General features: G+C 56.5%; 15 protein-coding genes. 5 read left to right on the top strand and 10 right to left on the bottom strand.

Going from position 1 to position 22,520, the window contains the following annotated elements:
* Positions 1–18: 18 nt before the first annotated feature.
* On the bottom strand, positions 19–2,574 hold the full coding sequence (pepN, locus tag AC0L7R_RS11670; protein ID WP_473657056.1) for an aminopeptidase N: 2,556 nt from the start codon (positions 2,572–2,574) through the stop codon (positions 19–21).
* A 77-nt stretch (positions 2,575–2,651) separates the two neighbouring features.
* Between pepN and AC0L7R_RS11665 the strand changes: the two genes are divergently transcribed.
* The 3 genes from AC0L7R_RS11665 (at position 2,652) to AC0L7R_RS11655 (ending at position 5,487) form a co-directional block, all read left to right on the top strand.
* Positions 2,652–2,792, top strand: a complete 141-nt coding sequence (locus tag AC0L7R_RS11665; protein ID WP_247126653.1) for a DUF2256 domain-containing protein — start codon at positions 2,652–2,654, stop codon at positions 2,790–2,792.
* A 108-nt stretch (positions 2,793–2,900) separates the two neighbouring features.
* Positions 2,901–5,033, top strand: a complete 2,133-nt coding sequence (locus tag AC0L7R_RS11660) for a malate synthase G (RefSeq protein WP_473657055.1) — start codon at positions 2,901–2,903, stop codon at positions 5,031–5,033.
* Between the two features lie 25 nt (positions 5,034–5,058).
* Complete coding sequence (locus AC0L7R_RS11655) at positions 5,059–5,487, top strand: GlcG/HbpS family heme-binding protein (protein WP_473657054.1); 429 nt, start codon at positions 5,059–5,061, stop codon at positions 5,485–5,487.
* Here the strand turns inward: AC0L7R_RS11655 and AC0L7R_RS11650 are convergent.
* Positions 5,484–6,689: a cytochrome P450 gene (locus AC0L7R_RS11650; RefSeq protein WP_473657052.1), complete on the bottom strand. Its 1,206-nt coding sequence runs from the start codon at positions 6,687–6,689 to the stop codon at positions 5,484–5,486. The two genes, AC0L7R_RS11655 and AC0L7R_RS11650, sit on opposite strands and share 4 nt — an antisense overlap.
* 118 nt (positions 6,690–6,807) lie before the next feature.
* Here AC0L7R_RS11650 and AC0L7R_RS11645 point away from each other — a divergent pair, with 118 nt between their 5' ends.
* Both AC0L7R_RS11645 and AC0L7R_RS11640 read left to right on the top strand, forming a co-directional pair.
* On the top strand, positions 6,808–7,584 hold the full coding sequence (locus AC0L7R_RS11645) for a gamma-glutamyl-gamma-aminobutyrate hydrolase family protein (RefSeq protein WP_473657051.1): 777 nt from the start codon (positions 6,808–6,810) through the stop codon (positions 7,582–7,584).
* A gap of 298 nt (positions 7,585–7,882) precedes the next feature.
* Positions 7,883–8,569: a D-lyxose/D-mannose family sugar isomerase gene (locus AC0L7R_RS11640; RefSeq protein ID WP_473657050.1), complete on the top strand. Its 687-nt coding sequence runs from the start codon at positions 7,883–7,885 to the stop codon at positions 8,567–8,569.
* Positions 8,570–8,656: 87 nt separating this feature from the next.
* Here AC0L7R_RS11640 and AC0L7R_RS11635 read toward each other — a convergent pair whose 3' ends face one another.
* The 8 genes from AC0L7R_RS11635 to AC0L7R_RS11600 all read right to left on the bottom strand — a co-directional run bounded on the left by AC0L7R_RS11635 (position 8,657) and on the right by AC0L7R_RS11600 (position 22,448).
* Entirely contained in the window at positions 8,657–9,742 is a 1,086-nt protein-coding gene (locus tag AC0L7R_RS11635; RefSeq protein ID WP_473657049.1) for a LysM peptidoglycan-binding domain-containing protein, read from the bottom strand.
* A gap of 107 nt (positions 9,743–9,849) precedes the next feature.
* Positions 9,850–10,425, bottom strand: a complete 576-nt coding sequence (locus AC0L7R_RS11630) for a hypothetical protein (RefSeq protein ID WP_473657047.1) — start codon at positions 10,423–10,425, stop codon at positions 9,850–9,852.
* 245 nt (positions 10,426–10,670) lie between these two features.
* Complete coding sequence (locus AC0L7R_RS11625; RefSeq protein WP_473657045.1) at positions 10,671–17,159, bottom strand: Hint domain-containing protein; 6,489 nt, start codon at positions 17,157–17,159, stop codon at positions 10,671–10,673.
* 541 nt (positions 17,160–17,700) lie between these two features.
* Positions 17,701–19,935, bottom strand: a complete 2,235-nt coding sequence (locus tag AC0L7R_RS11620; RefSeq protein ID WP_473657044.1) for a molybdopterin cofactor-binding domain-containing protein — start codon at positions 19,933–19,935, stop codon at positions 17,701–17,703.
* Positions 19,936–19,938: 3 nt separating this feature from the next.
* Positions 19,939–20,403, bottom strand: coding sequence for a (2Fe-2S)-binding protein (locus tag AC0L7R_RS11615; protein WP_348107655.1), 465 nt, complete (start codon positions 20,401–20,403; stop codon positions 19,939–19,941).
* A gap of 72 nt (positions 20,404–20,475) precedes the next feature.
* Positions 20,476–21,654, bottom strand: coding sequence for an FAD-binding domain-containing protein (locus AC0L7R_RS11610; RefSeq protein ID WP_473657042.1), 1,179 nt, complete (start codon positions 21,652–21,654; stop codon positions 20,476–20,478).
* Between the two features lie 30 nt (positions 21,655–21,684).
* Positions 21,685–22,131 (bottom strand): SRPBCC domain-containing protein, encoded by a 447-nt coding sequence (locus AC0L7R_RS11605; RefSeq protein ID WP_473657041.1) that lies wholly within the window; start codon positions 22,129–22,131, stop codon positions 21,685–21,687.
* Positions 22,128–22,448 carry a metalloregulator ArsR/SmtB family transcription factor gene (locus AC0L7R_RS11600; RefSeq protein ID WP_473657039.1) on the bottom strand — a complete coding sequence of 107 codons (321 nt, stop codon included), beginning with the start codon at positions 22,446–22,448 and terminating at the stop codon, positions 22,128–22,130. Before AC0L7R_RS11600 ends, AC0L7R_RS11605 begins: the two co-directional genes overlap by 4 nt.
* Between the last annotated feature and the right edge of the window lie 72 nt (positions 22,449–22,520).

The raw sequence follows: 22,520 nt of genomic DNA, 5'->3' as shown, positions 1-22,520 counted from the left end.
ATCGCGGGGATAGGCGATCTACACCGTATCGAGGATACGTGTCACCATTTCGCGTGTGTCGCCGGACAGGTTTGGTGTCGCCGCGATCCGGTTGAGCGCCGCCTTCATTTTTTCCTGTCGTCCCGCATCGTAACGTTTGAAGCTATCAAAGGCCGTGACCACTCGCGCGGTGGTTTGGGGATTGATCGCGTCTAGTTTGACCAGCCAATCCGCCAGCAGCGCGTAGCCACTACCGTCCGCGCGATGGAAACCGGCGGCGTGTCGTGCGAACGCGCCAAAGACTGCACGGAACCGGTTTGGGTTCTTTTCGTTGAAGTCGGGGTGGGCGGCCAAGGCTTTGACCGTCGCGACTGTGTCTTCTGGTGCGCTAAGCGCCACTTGAAGCCCGAACCATTTGTCCATGACCAGACGGTCGTCAGACCATTGGTCTGCAAATGCCGCTAGCTGTGTTGTTTCGTGCCCGTTCCACAGCAATGCTGACAGCGCACTGATTTGTTGCGTCATGTTGTCTGCGGTTGCGAATTGCTGGGCTGCTTGTTTGCCGCCATCAAGCCGCGAAATCAGTCCCAAGACCGCGTTCCCCAAATCGCGTTTGCCCGCTGGCCCAGCCTCAGGGCTGTAGTCCCCATCAACAGTCATCGCCGCATAGAGCGCAGCAAGGTGGTCCTGAAGATGTTCCGCCAAGGCCTGCCTGAGCGTTTGGTGGGCTAGATGGATTGCATCCGGATCGGGTATGACCCCCTGCATATGCAGCGCTTGGGCTGTTTCAGCTTGGCTTGGAAAAGACAAAAGGAACGCGCGGTAGGCTGGATCAAGATCGTTGTCACGCACAGCCACGCGCATCGCATCAAGGTAGCGCGTATCAGGTGCTGTTTCGTGCATCACCATCCGGCATAGAACGTCCGACACCAGTTTCCGGCCCGCGTCCCAGCGGTTGAAGGGATCACTGTCATGGGCAAGTAAAAGCGCCCGATCTGCGTCCGATTGCGTTTGTGACAGTGTGATGGGGGCAGTGAAGCCCCGATTGATCGACAGGATCGGGCGGGCAGATAACCCAGCGATGACAACAGTTTTGACCGTATCGTCGAGGATCAGTAGTTGTTCAGCCTGCATTTCGGTCCCGTCTTGGCCGATCAACGCGTAACGCAAGGGGATAACGCGGGCAGGCCAATCAATGCGGCCAAGCGCGTCAATGGATTGCGACAGGTGTAAGGTCAGGGTGCCGTCGTTCCATTCTTCGGTGACGGTAACATGAGGCGTGCCGGGATCGGTCCACCAGCGTGTGAATTGCGTAAGGTCCGTATCCATCGCCTGTTCGAAACAAGCGCGGAAATCTTCGATGGTGGCCGCGTCGCCGTCGTGGCGGTCGAAATACAGGTCGAGCGCTGCTTTGTAGCCTGCGTCACCCGCGAGGGTATGCAGCATGCCGATAATCTCTGCCCCTTTTTCGTAGACGGTCGCCGTGTAGAAGTTGTTGATCTCGGAAAAGCTGGACGGGCGGGGCGGGTGCGCCAGTGGTCCTGCATCTTCGCGAAACTGTGCTGCGCGCAGTGTGATTGCGTCGTCGATCCGTTTGACGGGGGCGGACCGCATGTCGGCGGTGAACTGTTGGTCGCGGTAGACGGTCAGACCTTCTTTCAGGCAAAGTTGGAACCAGTCGCGGCAGGTGATCCGGTTGCCTGTCCAGTTGTGAAAGTATTCGTGGGCGATGATCGCTTCGATCCGTTCAAAGTCTGCATCTGTGGATGTGGTGGGGGATGCGAGAACGCAGCTGGAGTTGAAAATGTTCAATCCCTTGTTTTCCATTGCGCCCATATTGAAGTCATCGACGGCCACGATGTTGAAAATGTCCAAGTCGTATTCACGGCCGTAGACATCTTCGTCCCATTTCATCGACCGCTGCAGTGCGCCCATCCCAAAGGCGCACTTTTCCTCATCAGCCCCCGGGCGCACGTAGATGTTCAATGCAACGTCGCGGCCTGACATTGTGGTGAACGACCCCGGATGTGCTACCAGGTCACCCGCGACCAGCGCGAAGAGGTACGCAGGTTTCGGCCACGGGTCGTGCCATTCAGCCCAGCCGTCGCCGGACGCCTGCGGATTGCCGTTGGACAGCAAGACAGGATAGTCGCCTTCGATCCGCACGGTGAAGACGGCCATTACATCGGGCCGGTCGGGGTAGTAGGTGATTTTGCGAAACCCTTCGGCTTCGCATTGGGTGCAGTACATGCCGCCGGACATATAGAGCCCTTCAAGCGCGGTGTTGGTTTCCGGCGATATCGTGACCTCTGCTTCCCAGATGAACGGGGCGCTGGGCGCGTCGCAGGTGAGACCGTCGTCAGTGAGCGTGGGATCAACCGGCGTGCCGTCTATTTTGGCGGAGACCAAGTTCAGTTCCGTGCCGTGTAGAGAGAAGGTGCCGTCGGTCGCATCCGGATTAGGCCGGAACGCGATGCGGCTCATCACGCGGGTCTGGGTTGGGTGCAGATGGAAGGTCAGATGAACATCGTCGATCAGATAGGCGGGTGGGGTATAGTCTGCCAGATAGATGACGGACGGCGCGGAATCTTTCATGAGGCAGCCTTTATGATACGCAGGGTTGATCTAACTATTGGGAACCCGCCCCCGAACTGCAAGCGAAAGGCAGACCATTGGCAAAGATGCGCAAGAAATCTGACTTACCTCAGAAAATATGTATCGTGTGCGAGAAACCGTTCACATGGCGCAAGAAATGGGCAACGGTTTGGGACGAGGTCCGCTACTGTTCTGACCGGTGTCGGCGGGCCAAGTGAAGGATTGGTCAAAAGATTTTACCAGATTTGTTGCCTATAGGAAACTTTTGTTCTAATGGTGATGAAAGCCGTGCTGCGGATACTCAATTTGTACTGAAAGGCCCGATTATGACTGCTTATGTGACACGTGATGAATTGCAAGTTGACCCTGTCCTTGCTGATTTTATTGAACAAAAAGCGTTGCCAGATACAGGCATTGCCCCGCATACGTTCTGGGCCGGATTGTCGGGCCTGATTCATGAGATGGGCCCGAAGAACCGCGCTTTGCTGGAAAAACGGGCCGAAATTCAAGAACAAATCGATGGTTGGCACGTCGCGAACCGCGGTCAGGACCATGATCCGATCGCTTACAAAGCGTTTCTGACGGACATTGGTTATCTGGTGCCCGAAGGGCCGGATTTTGAAATCGAGACAACAAACGTTGATCCTGAAATCGCATCTGTGCCGGGTCCGCAATTGGTTGTGCCGATTATGAATGCGCGGTTTGCGCTGAACGCTGCGAATGCGCGGTGGGGCAGCCTGTACGATGCGCTTTATGGCACCGATGCGCTGGGCAGCACCGCGCCGAAGGGTGGCTATGACGCGGAACATGGCGCGAAAGCGATTGCATGGGGTCGTAAGCATCTGGACGATGTGGCACCGCTGGCCGAAGGGTCTTGGGCGGACATCGATGGGCTTGCCGTGGACAACGGCAACCTTGTGCCTGCGTTGAAAGATCCGAACCAGTTTGTGGGCGGCAATGCTGACGACAACGGTCTGACGGATGTGTTCCTGCGCGCCAACGGTCTGTTGATTGGTGTGATCATTGATCCGGAATCCAACATCGGGAAAACCGACAAGGCGGGTATTGCGGACATCATGCTGGAAAGCGCGTTGTCAGTGATTATGGACTGCGAAGATTCAGTTGCCGCTGTGGATGGTGAGGACAAAGTCGTCGCCTATGCCAATTGGCTTGGTCTGATGCAGGGCACCTTGTCCGAGACTGTGACCAAGGGCGGCGAGACGTTTGAACGTGTCCTGAATGATGACATTGGTTTCACGGGCAAGAAGGGTCAGGAAATCCGTTATAAGGGTCGCGCATTGATGCTGATCCGCAACGTGGGTCATCTGATGACGAACCCTGCCATTCTGGACCGCGACGGCAATGAAGCGGGCGAGGGGCTGATGGATGCAATGATCACAACGATGATCGCGATCCACGATCTGCGCCGTCAGGGTGGGAACACGATTACCGGTTCTGTTTATGTCGTGAAGCCAAAGATGCATGGCCCCGAAGAAGTGGCTTTCGCTGACGAGATTTTCACAGCTGTAGAAAAGGCGCTGTCGCTGCCTGCGAACACTGTGAAACTGGGGATCATGGACGAAGAACGCCGCACGTCCGCGAACCTGAAGGAATGTATCCGCGCCGCAAAATCGCGGGTCGCGTTCATCAACACAGGGTTCTTGGACCGCACCGGCGACGAAATCCACACTTCGATGGAAGCGGGTCCAATGGTGCCGAAGGGCGAGATGAAATCGTCTGCGTGGATCACCGCCTATGAAGACCGCAACGTTGATATCGGTCTGGCCTGTGGCCTGCAGGGCAAGGCGCAAATCGGCAAGGGGATGTGGGCGATGCCTGATCGTATGGCCGAGATGCTGGACGCCAAGGTCGGCCATCCGATGTCAGGTGCGAACTGTGCGTGGGTGCCGTCACCAACGGCTGCGACGCTGCACGCCACGCATTACCACAAGATCGGTGTGCTTGACCGCCAGAACGAGATCAAAGCAGGCGGTGCCCGCGGATCGCTTGACGATCTGCTGACGATTCCTGTGGCACGCGGTGCGAACTGGTCCAAGGACGAAATCACCCGCGAGATCGAGAACAACGCCCAAGGTATCCTTGGCTATGTTGTGCGCTGGGTCGATGCTGGTGTTGGCTGTTCCAAGGTGCCGGACATCAACGATGTGGGGCTGATGGAAGACCGCGCGACCTGCCGGATTTCGTCGCAGGCGCTGGCAAACTGGTTGCACCATGACGTCGTGTCTCAAGAACAGGTGATGGCGGGCATGCAGAAAATGGCCGAAGTCGTTGATCGTCAGAACGCGAACGACCCGAGCTACATTCCGATGGCTCCGAACTTTGACACAGTTGCGTTCCAAGCTGCCTGTGATCTGGTGTTCCAAGGCCGTGTGCAGCCGTCTGGTTATACGGAACCTGTGCTGCACCGCCGTCGCCAAGAATTCAAAGCGCAAGCTTAACACACTCATCTAAAGGAGCCTGCAAATGGCTGAGATTTCGATTGAAAACGCGCGCGTAATCATTGCGCAAACCATCGCTAAGGGCCGTGAAATGGGTCTGAAGCCGCTGTCTGTTGTGGTGTTGGATGCAGGCGGTCACGTCAAAGCATTTGAGCGTGAAGATGGCGCTGCTCCGGGTCGTTTTGCGATTGCGCACGGCAAGGCCTACGGCTGCGTGATGCTGGGTATGACGGGGTCTGCGCAGATGGCGCGGGCCGAACAGCAGGCTTATTTCATGGACGCTGTGAATGGTGCCTTTGGTGGTCAGGTTGTGCCTGTTCCGGGGGGCGTGATTGTGCGCGGTGACGATGGTGCTGTGATCGGCGCTGTCGGCGTCACAGGCGACACAAGCGACAACGATCTTGAAGCGGCGATGGCCGGAATTGCGGCAGCTGGCCTGAAAGGCGAAGGCTAACGCAATAGGACGCGCAAACCCGTTAAACCATGTATCCCCGTCCTTGTTGTATAGGACGGGGAACTATCCGGCACAGCCAAGACGGTGTCCGGAAAGCGGGTGAATAGCTGTGTGATCGCGATCCGCGCTTCCGCCCGTGCCAACTGCATCCCCAAACAGACATGTGGTCCATGCCCAAAACCGATGTGCGCGTTGGGTTGGCGACGTGGCTGAAACGTATCGGCTGCATCAAAGCGGTCCGGATCACGGTTGGCTGCGATCAGGAGCGGCATGACGGTGTCGCCTCTGCGCAGTTGCACCCCTTCAAAAGCGACGTTGCGGGCGACGAAATGCGGCTTCGTCAGCATCACTGGTGAATCGTGGCGCATGACTTCTTCGATCAGCAGCGGCAGGGCGTCGGGGGTATCGCGGACGGCTGCCCGTGCGTCTGGCCGTGGAAGTATGCTGAGAATGGTCATGGTGATCAGGTGGACGGTTGTTTCGTGACCCGCCACGAAAAGTGTGAACACCATCGCCAGCAATTCGTCGTCGTCCAGTTTGTCGCCTGCGGCCTCTGCGGCGACCAGTTCGGATATTAGTCCGGGGCGGGGCGATATGCGTTGCGCCGCGAATGCGTCGCGGAAGTATTGCATCAAGCGACGTAGGCTTGGCAGGGCGAGCAGCAGGGTCATGCCGTTGACAGGGCCCGATATGGGCGCAATCCAATGCGCGATACGGGCGCGGTCTGCCGGATCAATACCCAGCAATATACAAATCGCCATCAACGGTAGCGGACGGGCGTAACTGGACAGGATATCGACGGGCCCCTGTATGTCTAAACCTGCAAGCAGGCCATCCGCTATGTCCGTCAGTTCAGGTTCCATGTCAGCGATCTGATGACGAGCAAAGGCCTGATCGACCAAGCCGCGCAACCGTTTGTGATCTGCACCGTCCGCGCCAAGCATGTTGCGCAGCAAGGGTTTCATAAACTTCGGTAACCACCAAACCGACGCATCAAGACCGCGTCCGGTGATCGGTTTAGGGTTCCGGACAAATAGGTCGGTTTTCTTTAGGACGCTGCGGGCGGTTTGATCATTGGTCGTAACCCAAACTTCACCTAACAAAGGTATCTTTGCGCGTACGAGCGTGGCTTCGTCGCGCATGTGTGCCAGTTGCGATGTCGGATCAGCCAGAAATGACGATGAATTCAGCGAATAGCGCATATCGGTATCATTACCGCCTGTGCATTGGTGTCAATGCTGCTGTGTGCCTAGTGAGGGTTCCCAAGCACAGTTGCTGGGCTATAATCACGATTGCAAAGTAAAGATTGGATAGACCGCAATGTCTCGGCCTGTGATCGGCGTTATCGCCAATGCCCATACCATCAATGACGATTATCATGTTCAAGCAGCAGGCGAGCTAAACTTGCAAGCCGTCGTCGAAGCGTCGGGGGGGATCCCGTTGATTGTGCCGGCGAACCCGAATTTGTTCGATTTGCAAGAATTACGCGAAACCTGCGCCGGTTTCGTTTTCACGGGCGGGCGGCCGAATGTGCATCCAGAGGAGTACGGCGAAGTCGAAACGCCAGCCCATGGTACGTTTGACCGCAATCGCGACCGTTTGGTATTGCCGCTGATCCGTGCATGCGTGGCGGCGGGGCAACCGATCATTGGTATCTGCCGCGGCTTTCAAGAGGTGAATGTGGCGTTTGGCGGATCGCTGTATCCTGAAATTCGCGATCTGCCCGGCCGTGACAACCACCGGATGCCACCGGATGGCACGCTGGAAGAAAAGTTCGCGATGCGCCACGAGATCACATTTAGCGCGGGCGGACCCTTTGAACGAATCATTGGGGCGCAGAAGGTGATGACGAATTCGCTGCACGGGCAGGGAATCAAAGAACCCGGGCCACGTATTGTGGTTGATGGCTATGCGCCTGACGGCACGCCTGAGGCGATCTTTGTCAAAGATGCACCCGGATTTACCTATTCGGTTCAATGGCATCCGGAATGGAATGCGGCGTCAGATCCGGTTTCAAGGCCGCTTTTTGCGGCTTTTGGCGATGCATGTCGCGCTTGGGTTGCGGGACAATCGGAATTGTCGCTAAAATCAGCCTAGGGTTGATATTCACGGATGCAAATGTGTTTTTTTTCCCCCTAGTTGCTGCGAGGGGGGGGTGATCAAATGAGGGCATCACTCCCGTCCCAAGTAGTTTCGTAGTGAGTTTTTTGTTCTGGGTGTGAGTAACCTGTTCAGTAATTTCCGCCGCGCAAGCGGCGGAACTTTGAACGGGGCTGTATCGGTTGACGGTCCCAACACCGCCAACCGATGCAGGCCTTTTTTCCAAAAATGAGACTTGCCGTAACGTGTTACGCCAGCCAAATAGTAAGCGACGCTTTCCTATTTTGAGGCCGCTATGAAACGTTCGACAATCAATGATATTATGGCGCAAGCCGATGACATGATCCGTAGCCACGGGTTTACCTTGCCGCCGTGGGCCTATTGGACACCATCTGAATTTAAGGCAAACGCTGACCGCGCCGCCAATGTGATCTCTGCGCGCTGTGGGTGGGACATCACCGATTATGGCGCAGGACGCTACGATGAGATGGGCCTGTTCCTGTTCACCTTGCGCAATGGCCGTCAGGAAGATCTGAAACGCGGTGGCGGCATGTGCTATGCGGAAAAGCTGCTGATTTCGAAACAGGATCAGCTGTCTCCGATGCACACGCATGTCCTTAAGGCCGAAGACATCATCAACCGTGGCGGGGCCACGATGGTGATTGAATTGTTCGGTTCTGACGCTGATGGCAACTTTGACGAAAACGCCGGTGGTGTTGTGATGTGTGACGGGATCCGTCGCGCATTTTCGGCAGGCGAAAAGATCAAATTTGCGCCCGGCGAAAGTGTCACCTTGATGCCCGGCGACTGGCACGCGTTTTGGGGCGAGGGCGGTGATGTGTTGATCGGCGAGGTCAGCACCGTGAACGATGATGAAACCGACAATATCTTCCGCGAACCGATTGGTCGTTTTGCCGATATCGAAGAAGATGTTGAGCCAACGCATTTGTTGGTCAGCGATTATAAGACGTGGTTGTCATAAACGCCTTTTGACGCAACACGTCATCTGAAAAAGCAAACCACCCTGTCGCAAAACAGGGTGGTTTTTTGTTTCTAGCTTTGGTTGCGATTATGACTGGTTCGCGGCGCGTGCTTCGCTCAGGTGGCGGCGTACGATTTCAAACCATGCACCGGATGTTTTCATCTTGATCAGGCTGTCGTCCAGCGTCTTGAGGTATGCCTCTGCGTTCGGGTTTGTGTTCGAGATCACCGCGTGCAGCGTCAGAACTTGGCTCAGCGGTTCGTTGTATGTCACGACCTCTGACAGACCCTCTGATGAGATCACGCCGTCAGATGCTTCGGTTGCGAGCGCCACAACGTCGTATGTCCCGTCTGCCAGGCCAGTGAAGCAGGCTTGTGGTGTATCGGCCCGCACGATTGTGACGTTTGGTTCTACCAGTTCGTGCTCTTCCAGCATGAACATGGAATAGCCAGCCGGACGACAGATCGTTTTGCCCATTAGGTCTGCGTGTGTCTCTGGCACTGCTGTGCCCACAACGGTGTAATAGCCGAGGATTTGTTCGAACAATGTCTCGGACCACATCAGGTTGTTGCAGCGGAATTTGCTGCCGTCGCCAAGGCGTTCGACGATGTCACAGTTGGGCTGGAACCATGCCAGCGAGAAATCGTACCGGTGGTCAGAAATCAGTGGCGTCAGGTGTGCGCCCCAGTCGTTGATAAAGTCGATGCGGTATTCTGGATTGCCTTCGGCTGTGTCCAGCGCCACGTTGACGATTTCGGTCAGCATGCCGCCTTGGGCTTGGTCTTCGTGGACGAATGGTGCCCAGTTTGAACCGGCCACGACGCGGATCATGTTATTGGTTGGCGCAGGCAGGCTTTCAGTCGTTTCGATCTGTGTGATCGCGGCGGTGTCCGCTGTAGATGCAACGACTTCCTCATCCAAGCACGGGATGTTCAGCGTCGTACCCACGCGGATGACACCCGGGTTCGGACCGATCGCAGCTGCGTTGGCGCTGTAGATGATCTGGAAATCACCGCCTGGGCCATATGCATTGTTTGCGATGGCAGACAGTGAATCGCCGGACTGAATCGCGTAGGGCGTGCCGCATGCAATGTCGTCAGCAAAGGCCGTAGATCCGACCGCTGTCAGGCAAAGGGCAAGGGCGCAGGCGGTTTGTGGGGCATGAAGTTTCATTTGGGGGGCTCCGTGTTGGTTTTGTATGGAACAGGGGGAATGTTCCGATTGGGGTCGGGTCGCGCAGATGCGCGTGGGTCAGGTTTGGGAAGGACGAATGGGGTGGCTTAGAGCCCTGCAGGGCAGGCCGCACCAACGCAACTGATGTCGTCGTTCGGGATGCCGACGGTTCCGTATGATGTCTTGATGCTGATTAGGTCGGCGTCGAATGACACGATTTCGCCAATCACAGAGACCAGCCCATCAGCAGAAACCAGTTCGATTTCGTTGGTGGCAGGTGCTGCGACTTCGACAATATCTGCTTCCTGCGCAACGGGTTCTTCAACGACTGCAGGCGCGGCATCCGCTTGTGCAATTTCGGTCCAGAGCAGGTCGATCATCAAGGCTTTGGCATCTTTGGCTTCAGGCGTGTCCGGGTAGGCCGCGATAAATGCAAAGACGTCTTCTTTCACGCGGCTTTCAGCAACGGCAGCCCATGCGATTGCGGCTTCCGTTGGTGTTTCGGCCGTGTCGGCATCGAATGATGCGCGTGTAGATGATGCCTGCACTGTAGCGTCTGCCGCTGAGGGCAATACTGCGTCGGCAGAAGAGGGAGAGGTTTGCGCGATGGCATGGCTAGGAACCAAACCCGCGAAAATCAGGGCGCCAATCGGAAGCGTCAGCCTCGTGCTGATCTCAAACATTCAACAACTCACTTTTTAACCAAATAACTGTAAAAATTTGTCTAAGGGTGGAATGTGGCAAGAAGGCGGTGTGCGTATGTTTCATTGATGAATTTGCTGAAACCATAGGCGCTTTGATTGCTACTTGTGCGTTAATGAATGCATTATTGGCGGCGCTAGTGACCACGTTAAGGTTTTCCCTGAAAAACACAAAAAGACCGCCCCCGAGCAGAAGGGCGGTCTTTTCTTTCAGCGCTGATGAACCGTTATTTGGTCCGTAGCATCTGAGATTCGTGTTGCTTAAGGGTCCGGCGGGCTGTCCGACCGTACCCTTTGGGATCGCTGCGTAAAGCAGGGAACAGCGCGAACAGTTCTTCGCGGGCTTTGTCTGCCACACCTGTCAGGCCAATCTCACCGGGGTGGAAGCTTTCGGATGCTGCACCTTCCGCGTAGACGACTTCGTGTTCGTCAAACATCATGTGGATGTATGTGACAAATCCGCCTTCTTCACGCGTGACCATCTTGTCGTCGATCAGGTGCGTCGCAGGCATCAAGACTTCGCTTTCACCGAACAACAGTTCTGCACGGTAGCCTTGGAACAACATCCGGTGCTGTGGTGACACTAGGAGATCACGTTCCAGACCTGTCACGACACCCGGACGCAGACGCACTGGTGCGAACTTGTCGGTCGCAGGCACAGTCCGTTGCTGGATCCAGCGGATTGGCTGCATGCCGTGGTCGCGTGTCACAACCAGATCGCCAACGCGCAGGGTTTCGATCGGGCGGGACCCGTGCGGCGTTGCGATGTTTGTGCCTGGTGTGAAACAGATGACCTGTTCGATGCCAGAGAAGTTCAGCGTCGTGCCATCGTCCAGTTCAACCGAACCCGAGAACGTTTCATTGCCGCTAGCGTTGATGCCGTCGGACGTTTGAACCAGCGTTGTCAGGTCAGCCAGATCACCCAACTTGAGGATATCGCCGCCTGTTTGCGCCACGGGATCAACTGGGGCTTCGTCACCGTCGCCGCCTGTAACCGTGATGACGCCATTTGTTGGCTCACCCAAGTCTTCGAGCGTGAATGTATCGTTACCGTCACCGCCCGCGATGCTGTCGCCTTCAGAGAAGGTGATGATGTCATCGCCGTCGCCAGCGTTGATCGTGTCCGCACCTTCGCCTGTGCTGATCACGTCAGCGCCTGCGCCAGTCGAAACTGAATCGTCGCCTGTACCGCCAACGACTGTGTCGTCGCCAGAGCCTGTGACGATTTCTTCAACGCCAGTGAAATCAAGCGTATCGACGCCGTCTGTCACGGTGCCAACTTCGTCGCCAGTCAATGTGACGGTCACGTCGTCGGTCAGGTCTGATCCGTCCAGAACGTCCACATCGCCGTTACCAACGTCTTCGCCTGCGTCGATGGTGTCGTTGCCGAACCCGTCTGTGATCGCAATCGTATCGGTGCCAGTGCCAGCCGTGATGTTGTCGTCACCTGCGCCCGCGTTGATGCTGTCGTCGCCTGCACCCAGATCGATGATGTCGTCGCCAGCAGAGCCAGTCGCGGAATCGTCGCCAGAGCCCAAGAAGAACTGTTCAATCTCGGCCAAAGATGCGGTGTCGGTCCCGTCCGTCAAAGTCCCTGTTTCAGGGGATGTCAGGTTCAGGATCGTATCGACCGTGATGTCGGATGCATTCAAGACATCCACATCGCTGTCACCTTCGTCTTCACCGCCTGTGATCGTGTCGTCACCGAAGCCATTGGTCAGAACGATTTCGTCGTCGCCTGTGCCACCGGCAATCGCATCGTCACCAGCACCCGCGTTGATCGTATCGTCACCGGCACCAAGATCGACAAAGTCGTCGCCAGTTGAACCGGTTGCCGTGTCGTTGCCTGAGCCCAAGAAGAACTGTTCGATTTCCGCGAGCGTCGCGGTATCGGTTCCGTCTGTCAGGGTTCCGGTTTCAGGCGCTGTCAGATCAAGCGTTGTATCAGCTGTAACGCCGGTCGCATCCAGAACATCTGTATCGCCGTTTCCGGCGTCTTCGCCGCCGACGATATCGTCGTTACCGAAGTTGTCGTTCAATACGACAGTATCATCGCCAGTGCTTGCATCGATGACGTCATCGCCAGCGCCGCTGGTGATTGTATCGTCGCCTGTGCCGCTTTCGACTGTGATGCCGGATGTATCGTTGGTCAGGTCAATCGTGTCGTCGTTGTCTGTCCCAACAACACGTTCGATTTCTGTGAACGACCCGTCAGATCCAGTTGTGCCGACTTGGTAATCCGCCGCTTCATCGCCGGTAAAGCTGACATCGACGCCGTCTGTTGTGCCGACGCTGTCGAAGGTCACGGTATCGATATCCGCACCGTCTGCGTCTTCGCCACCAGTGATCGTATCTGTGTTGTCCGCCTCGGACACGATGATCGTATCGTCGCCAGCGCCGCCGAACAGCGTATCGTCGCCCGTGCCGCCGATGATGACATCATCACCTGTTGCCGCGCGCAGACCGTCATATCCGGTCAGGGACGTTTGCACGCCGCCTGTATCGGGACCTGAGATAAACGCCTCTAGCGAATTTCCACCATCGTTTTCGAAGTAGATGATATCGATTGTGTGTTCGCCAGCCGTCAATGTCACCGGAGTTCCGTCGACGTATACAAGACCGTGTAGGCCGTCATTGTTGACAACTTCAACGCCATCAATGAACATCTTCGATCCGTCATCAGACCCGGTCCGGAACGTGTAGTCGCCCGCGTTGTCGATGATCAACGTGGAGGAATATTTGATCGCGAAGTCATCTGCGCTGTCGATTTCAGCAGGGTTCAAGCTGTCGGTGTAGCCAACGGATGTTGGTGTCCCGTCATAATCAGGTGAGCCCGCAACAAAGCCTGCATCCGCGAGGCTCGTTGGATTGCCTGTCGGGTCGAGATCGAAATATTCGTAGTGCCATGCACCGTCGGGTGTATCGCCATAGACGGTATCGTCGCCTGCGCCCGCATTGATCGTGTCCGATCCATCGCCACCGTAGATGTCGTCCGCACCTGCACCAGCAACAACGCTATCGTCACCGCCTTGGGCCACGATAATGTCGTCGTTTGGTGCTTCGCCCGCGACCAGCGCATCGCCGCTATCGACGAAATCGCCTTCGAGGTCGCCGTTGTAGCTGCCGTCGATCAGGTCGTCGCCTTGTGTACCGGTGACGATACCGTCTTCTGGCATCGGAATACCGATAGCGTTCAGGTAGAACGGATTGTCCGCGTCGGCAGGGGAAATGCCGTCGAGGGTGATCGTCTCACCGTTCGGGAACGTAAGGACTGCATTGCCGGACCCGTCATCGCTGACCACAACGTCGTTTGTGTTGACCGGGTTGCGGGCAGGGTCGCCGGATGGCGCGTCGAACAGGTTCGTGAAGTCGAACGTATCGACGCCTGTGAATGTGCCGTCCAGATTGTCGGTTGGGGCGTCGAAGTTTGTAACGATGTCGTTGCCGAAGCCGTCTTCAAGAACCACAACGTCCGGGTCCTGATCCGGATTGCCCGGGCTGTCTTCGCCCAGATTGATCTGGTCGTCGCCTGCGCCTGCGTTGATCGTGTCGGTCCCTTGGCCAAGGTCCACAACATCATCACCAGCAGAACCGATGACGCTATCGTCGCCAGAGCCAAGAACGATTTCTTCGATCTCGCTAAAGGATGTTGTGTCTGTGCCGTTTGAGATCGTGCCTGCTTCCGGCGCGGTCATGTCAACGGTCAGGTCTTCGGTCAGGCTTGACCCGTCAAGGACGTCTACATCGCCGTTGCCAGCATCTGCGCCGCCATCGATGGTGTCATTGCCGAACCCGTCTGTGATGACGATTTGGTCGTCGCCGGTGCCAGCTGTGATGTCGTCGTCACCTGCGCCGCCGATGATCGTGTCATCGCCTGCGCCTGTGTCCGCAATAAAGCCAGCCGTATCGAGCGTTGCGTCGATGACGTCTGTGTTGTCGGTCCCGATGACGCCTTCGATTTCGTCGAACGTCCCGTCAGAGCCAGTTGCGCCAACGGCGTAATCCGCAGATTCATCGCCGTTGTATGTGACTGTGACACCGTCTGATCCGGTCACACCAGAGAAGTCGACAGTGTCGACGTCTGCGCCACCGACGTCTTCGCCGCCAGTGATGGTATCCGTGCCGTCCGCATCAGCGATAGTAAAGATGTCAGAGCCATCTTCACCGAACAACGTATCGTTGCCAACGCCACCATCAATGGTGTCGTCGCCAGTGCCGCCGTAGACTTCGTCGTCGCCGTCTGCTGCAAAGACGGTGTCATTGCCGCCGTTCGCTTCGATCAAGTCGTCGTTTGCTGCGTCACCTGTCAGGATCGCGTCGTTGTTGTCGACGATGTCGCCGTCTGGATCGCCAAGGTAGGATCCGTCGATCAGATCACCGTTGTTTGACCCTGACACTGTGCCGTCGGGCAGGGGGATGCCAATGGCGTTCAGGTAGAACGGATCGTCCGCATCCGCAGCCGGGATGCCGATCAACTTCAGGCTTTCGCCATTCGGGAAGGTCAGTACAGCGTTGCCAGACCCGTCGTCGGTCACAACCACATCGTTGGTGTTAACCGGTTCGCGTGTCGGATCGCCTGCTGGACGGTCGTACAGGTTGGTCACGTCCAACGTGTCGATACCTGTAAACAGCCCGCCGCCTGCTGGGGTAGGTGCGTCAAAGTTCGAGACAATGTCGTCGCCGAAGCCGTCTTCGAGTACCACAACATCATCGTCGCCATCAGGAACGCCGCCGGTGATGTCAGCGGTCGCGTCGCCAAGGTTCACGATGTCGTCGCCTGCACCCATGGTGACGGTGTCTGCGCCAGCGCCTGTGACGATGGTGTCATTGCCGGAAGAGCCGACAATAGTGTCGTCGCCGCTACCAAGAATAACAGTTTCGATGTTGTCGAATGTGGTCACATCCGCGCCAGATGTCAGCGTGCCGTTTTCGTTGTCAGCCGTATTTACAGCCGAAAGATCAAGCGTCACGTCCGAGGTCACCGCAGAGGCATCCAACACGTCAACGTCGCCGTTGCCTGCGTCTTCGCTGCCATCGATTGTGTCGGACCCAAAATTGTTTTCAACGATGAAGGTATCGTCGCCAACACCACCTGTCAGTACATCGTCGCCAGTACCACCAGCGATGATGTCATCACCGCCTTGACCGAAGATAACGTCGTCACCGATGCCGCCGTCGAGGCTGTCGTTTTCACCGATGCCGTCTTCGACTGGAATGCTTGTGACTTCCAGATCGCCGATCCGGATCGCATGCGCGCCGTAAGCAGGGTCTGTGTTTGCATATTCGATGACGATTTTGGACACCGGACCTGCAACGCTGACTTGAACAAAGCCCGCATCCAGGTTGGTTTCGGTGTTGCCTGCCGCGTTGTCTGCGACCGCTTGCGCTGTACCGTCTGGGTTGGACGTTGTGTTGATCGTTGTGTTGCCGTTACCGACTGTCGACAGGGTGACCGGAACAAGATTGCCGTCCGCGTCATAGGCGCGAATGGTAACTTCGTCGGTAAACTGTCCGGCGAAGCGGTCCAGATCGAAGATACCGAATGTGACGTTGCTGACTTCGTCGTGGTAGCCCGGATCATTGCCTTCGAAATCAAGTGTGACGACTGCAGCGCCTGATGACGTGCCAGAGCTACCGCCAGTGATGGCGATAGAAGATGTGTCGCTCTGACCGTCATAGTTATACAGCGTGTCAGTTGTTTCCATCGCAGCGGATGTAAAGTTCGTCCCCTCTGCGACGCTCATGGTGACGGCAACGTCACCGTTTGCTGTGGTCCCTGTCAGGCCGCCGCTAACGTCAGCGCCATCGGCCACACCCAATGTGGACCAGCTGAATGTCGACGTGCCAGCCGATGCGTTCGTGTCGCCTGCGCTGTCGCCATAGATTGTGTCGTTGCCCGCACCACCGGTAATGGTGTCCTGACCGCCCGCAAGTGTGGATTGGTCGCCGACCAAGAAGTCGTTTCCTGCGCCACCGTCGATCGTATCGTCGCCAGTGCCACCGTATGCTTCGTCGTCGCCAGCGCCCGCAGAAATCGAGTCGTCGCCGCCGAAACCGTAGATCAGGTCATCGTCAGCCACATCGCCCGCCAAGATGGCGTCGTTGTTATCAACGATATCGCCGTTCGGATCACCTAAGTACGTCCCATCGATGATGTCGTCGCCCGCAGTACCGGTGACAGTGCCGTCTGGCGGTGTCACATCAGAGAAAGACATCGACTCAAGGTTAATCACACCTGCGTCGTTGGTGTCAGTTGTACCGTCTTCGTAGAAAATTTTGAAAGACCCAACAGGGCCTGCAATGTTCACGATGATGGAAGACTGGTTGTCGCCGTCGTTGTTGCTGGCTTCAATCTGGAGGTTGCCGTCGAGACCGTTGCTTTCCACAACATGGCCCGTGCCAGTGGTCGTGTAAGTGATCGGAATCGGGTTGCCGTCCGGATCGTAAGCTTCGACGCGGATTTGGTCGTCCCAGCTGCCTGTGGCTTGGTCAACGTCAAACAGTGTGAACTGGACGTCTTCGACAGTGTTCGAAAAGTCGACTTCGAGTGCTGGGTCGTTTGATGGCGCGTAGTTGCTGCCACGCAGGCCAACGCCCGTCCGGCTCCAGAATGGTGCTTCAAGCGAATTGGCGGTGAAGGTAGCGACGGTCGAAAGCCCGTTGTCCCCTGTCAGGGTTTGGGTGGTCGATGTGGTAGGGATTACAATGTTTGCCATGATTTATTCTCTAGATATCAGTTCAGGAATTACGAAACTTGGTTTGAACTGAGGCTCTAGAACGCTCCTTTAAGTGAGTTGCGGTGCGCACTGACAAAATCAATGACGTTGGAAGGGCTGGGAACAGCACGAAGCTTTTTCGAGAATTTCTGTGGGGCCTGCTGCGCATACGTTTTGGGGCCGTCAAAATTGACAGCCTTACCGGCGTTATTGTGTGGGCCAACCGAACATCCGGTCTTCCCCCAAAAGGAACCGCCTAAACCACTATAGACACTCTGTAACATCGTAACTCACTCCAGCCTCAAAACAGGCACATGCCTGAATGCCGGAACCGCAAAACAACCGCGCGGAATCCGACTTCGTTGACGTTTGAGTAATGGCGAGAGAAGGCGACACTGAGTGTGAAGAGTGGCGCAAATGAGAAAGTTTTAGACTAAATTGTGTCAGCCTATCCTTTTGGACAGGCAAAATAGACGTTTTTGCCCTTGAATCACGATCAAGGGCAATTCGTTGCAATCATTACGCGAATTTGAATTCTTGGTCATAGAATCAAGTCGAACGTCTTAATTAGCGGCAATTCTGTGGCACGCGTGCCTGTCAGATCAAACAGCGCGTTACCCAAGGCTGGCATTGATGGTGGTGTTCCCGGTTCGCCGACCCCGCCGATGCTGTGCCCGCTTTCTAAAATCGAGACCTCGAATTCGGGCGTGTTGTGCATCCGCAAGGCGTCATAGTCAGGGAAATTCCACTGATCCACTGCGCCGTCGGTGAAGGTGATTTCACCCTGTGCCGCCGCCGACATGCCGTAGATTGCACCCGAGATCATCTGCGCTTCGATGATGCTTGGGTCAAGTGCTGTGCCAACGTCGCATGCAATCCAGCATTTGTTGATCCGGATTGCGCCGTCTTCATCCACGACTTCCACAATTTCCGCAGTGGGTGTGCCGAACGAATAGGTGAACCCGATACCGCGTCCGACGCCGTCGGGTGTCTGTCCGGTCCAACCCGCCATTTCTGCAACCGTTTCAATGACTTTCGCAGAAGCAGCATGTTCCTTGGACGCCATGTTCAACCGGAATTGTACCGGGTCAGCGCCTGCGGCCACGGCCATTTCGTCGATGAACGTATCAAAGAAGAACCCGTTGAAGGAATTCCCGACAGAGCGCCAGAACCCGACCGGCACGGATATATCTGTCAGGTGGCCTGACAGACGGAAGTTCGGGATGGCGTAGGGCTGGTCTGCGGACCCTTCGATGTGTCCACGGTCAGGGCCGGGTGGTATTTGTCCTGCGATACGAAGTGACGATTGATGCGTGACTGACGGCGCTGCGACTTTGCCGTGTAGCAATACCGGCTCACCGTCCTTGACCACGCCCCGGAATGACGCCGCTGCGGCTGGTCGGTAGAAATCGTGGCGCATGTCTTCTTCGCGCGACCATGTCAGTTTGATTGGTGTACCTTCAAATTCTTTCGCGACACGTGCTGCGTGCACTGCTGCGTCAAATTCAGTACGTCGTCCAAAACCGCCGCCCATATAGGTCGTCTGCACGGTGACTTGTTCGGGGGTCAGACCGACAGCTTCCGCAGTCTTTTGTTGGATGATCACCGGCGCTTGGTTTCCGGCCCAGATGGTCATGGCATCACCTGTGTACAGGGCAGAGGATGTCATCGGTTCCATCGTCGCATGTGCAAGCCATGGCACGTGGTAGTTTGCCGTGATTTCTGTGCCTTCGACCGCTGCATCTACATCGCCATCATCGCGGGTGACGCTGTTCGGTTCGGACGAAAGGGATGCGGTGATCGCGTCCATCAGGCCGTCTGTTGTTTCTGGATAGGTGGATGGTTCCCATGTGATATCAACCATTTCGGCCGCCTGCATCGCCAGCCACGTGTTGGACGCCACAACTGCGATGCCGTCGCCTAGGTCGATCACGCGGTCTACGCCGTCCATCGCTTCGGCTTCGGTCGCGTCAAACGACACCATGCCGGCGCGGGCAGGGTTGATCCGCACGGTCGCGAACTTTGCACCGTCGAGCGTCACATCGGTGGCATAGGTTGCGGTGCCCGTTGATTTTCCGACCATGTCGGTGCGGGGCATGGCCTTGCCGAGTTTGGTCCACGCGGATTTTGCGCGCAGGTCCACCTTCGGCGGATCAATGGCGGCGGCTTCTGCCGCTAGATCAATATAGGACAGCTTTTCGCCGTCAGCGGTGATCACATGTCCATTTTCCGTCTTCAGTGTGCTGGCATCGACGCCAAGCCGATCTGCGGCTGCAAGTTTGAGCGTTTCGCGTGCCGTAGCACCTGCTTCGCGCATTTTGGTGTAAGCGTCACGTGTCGATGTGGACCCGCCTGTGACCTGCAGGTTCAACAGCTTGCCGACCTCGCCCACGGTTTCGCGCATTCCGGTCATGAATTCGGAATCGGTGTAGTGGTGATAGGGTAGGGCGAGACCCAGAAGTGCCCCGTTGTAGTAGGCCTTTGCAGGTGGGCCGTGCATCACGTTGATGTCGTTCCAATCCAGATCCATTTCTTCGGCAACAAGTGCCGCCATTGTGGTCTGGATGCCTTGGCCCATTTCGGCACGCGGCGTGATGATCGTGACGCCATCTGCGTTGATCAGGATGTAAGGGTTCAGGGTGCTTTCACCGTCGGCGGTTTGGAGCGGATTTGGCGTGTCTTTTTTGACTTGATAGACCCCGAAAGCGACCCCACCCACCAAAGCGGCGGACCCGATCAGAAATGTACGGCGGGCGATTTTACCGATGCTGGCCATGGTTCAAGCCTCCTTCATTTTTGTGGCGGCGTCATGGATGGCGGCGCGGATACGCGGGTAGGTGCCGCAGCGGCATAGGTTGCCCTGCATCACATCGTCGATGTCTTGGTCCGTTGGTTCGGGGTTATTTGCTAAAAGATCAGCGGCTTGCATGATTTGACCCGACTGACAGTAGCCGCATTGTGCGACTTGGTTGTCGACCCATGCCTGCTGGATGATCGCCATGTTGTCGGGTGTTCCAAGGCCTTCGATGGTGGTCACATCGCCCCAAACGTCCGCGAGTGCGACCTGACAGGACCGTACTGCTTCACCGTCGATATGGACCGTGCAGGCCCCACACGCTGCAACACCACATCCGAATTTTGTTCCCGGAAGACCCACTTCGTCCCGCAGGACCCAAAGAAGGGGCACATTGTCTGGCAAATCAATATCGTAGGACGTGTCGTTGATTTTCAGCGTTGTTGGCATGTCGGCCCCTTAGAGTGATTGGTGTCGTTCGGTTTTAGATAAGCGTTATGTGGCGTTTACAAGTGTATCATATCAGAGGTGACGTTGGGGAAGCAGTTTGGGGATCGCGTCTTTGAATTTGAAGAACCCTTTGGTGGCATAGGGCCAAGCCGCTGAATCGTAGGGTCTGACGACTTGGCAGAGCGTGATATCGGCTGCTGCGAGTTGAGGTTTCAGGACGGCCAACTGATCGGCTGCGGGTCCGACGGGTGCATAGGGTGTCACGATCTGCGTGATTTGGTTGGCTTGCGCCCATGCGGTGATGTCTGCGTCTTCTGATACCGGACCGATCCGATCGCTGAAGCGCGTCGTTGCGGCCGTGATGGCCGCGCCTGCAAAATCTGTGACCTTTGGGCTGACGTGGTTTGGGCTGCGGTATTGGGTAGCGTCGAGAGTGATTGTGGCCACCGGTTTGCAAACCGAGAGTACATGATGAAGCGATAGGTCTTCTTCTGTCACCAGTAAACCGGTGCGTGCGGTTGGGTCGATTGGATCGCTGGTTGGAATGTCAGTCGGCGGCGGTGGTGGCGTGCCATCCAGTGGGAACGCTTCGGTTGCCAAATCTTTGGGCTGGAACCGTCCGTCCGTATATTTTGCGATGTTATCAGGCCGTGCGAGGTAGGTTTTCCCGACGGTTTGTAGCCCGCCAACCCAGCGCCAAGACAGCGTGTTCGAGGCCGGATCACCGTCGAGCAGGTGCCGTAGAAAGAAATCTGCCCCTAAGGTCCATGGCAGTCGCAGCGTGAAAATCCAGATCGACGCAAACCACATGCGGGCGTGATTGTGCAGGTAACCCGTTTCGACCAGTTCTTTTGCCCAATGGTCGAAGCAATCAATGCCTGTTTTGCCTTTGCAGGCCGCTTCCCAATCGGCGCGCAGTCCGGATTCGGTTTGGATACGGTTTTGCGCGGCTTGCAGGTCGGTCTTGTATGAAGCCCAAACGGAAGGGCGCATTTCTAGCCAGCCTTTCCAGTAGGTCCGCCAGAATACCTCTGCGATGAATTTCTCAGCCGCTTTGGGGGAATGCCGGGCTAGCGTGGCTTGCAATACTTCGTCTTCAGTGATGATGCGATGGCGCAAGTAGGGGGACAGTTGCGACACATGAGGATGGTCGGAGCGGTCATAATTGCGTTTGGTCGCGTAGTCGAAGCCCGCATGCGGTATGAATGCATTCAGGCGGGCGAGGGCGGCGGTATATGTCGGGTCTATCATCACCGACAGCTATCGCGATGCAGTGTGAAATCAAGCAGTCACCCGCTGCTTTGACGCCGCAAAACTATAGGACCCGAGCGTTAAGTCCCATCCGATCAGATAGGACGTGCTAACGGCATGGGCGGTATCACCCAAAACGTCGAAGCCACCGTGCGTCAGATCAAGCTGGCAGCCATCCGCCGTTTGTTTGAAGGACACCGCTACGACCGTTGCCGCGTCTTCATCGCCGTCAGGGTGCCATGTGAAGGCCATGTAGCGGTCGGGGTCCCATCCGATGATTGTGCCCCAGTGGATTTGTGTACCATCCGTACAAATTTCGATGATGCGACCATTTTTGCGGGGTTCCACGATCAATTTGGCGGTTGGGTCTGACGCGTGTCGGTCTTTAGGCCACCACGTGTCGAGGTTCGCCATGAACAGATCAAACGCTTCTGCTGGCGAAAGCGGGACATGCGTCGTTTTGTGGATTGGGATCATGATTTGTCCTTTTGGGCGGCTTTGTCGCGTGCTGCTTTTGCGAATGCGTCGAGCGCGTCATCCCACATGCTGTCAAGATATCGGCGCAAATCATCCGCGCCACGCGGGTCAATGGTATATAGGCGCTTGGTTCCGTGTTGCGAGACCTTCAGCAGGCCAGCGCCTGACAATACCTTCAGGTGCTGGCTTACTGCCGGACGACTGACAGGCAAACCTTCGGCCAATGCCCCGACAGCAAGGGGGCCGTCGCGCAAACACGCAAGAATCGCGCGGCGGGTCGGGTCGGCCAAAGCGGCTATTGTCATTTCGTAAGTCATGGCTTACCGTAAGCCACGGCTAACGCATTTGTCAATCCAAATCGCCAAGATGAAACAGCCGCCCTTGAAGCC

This window comes from Yoonia sp. D2-7 (genome assembly GCF_055809435.1).
Note: the sequence above shows the minus strand (reverse complement) of the source record. Positions and strands in the feature narration are given on the sequence as shown.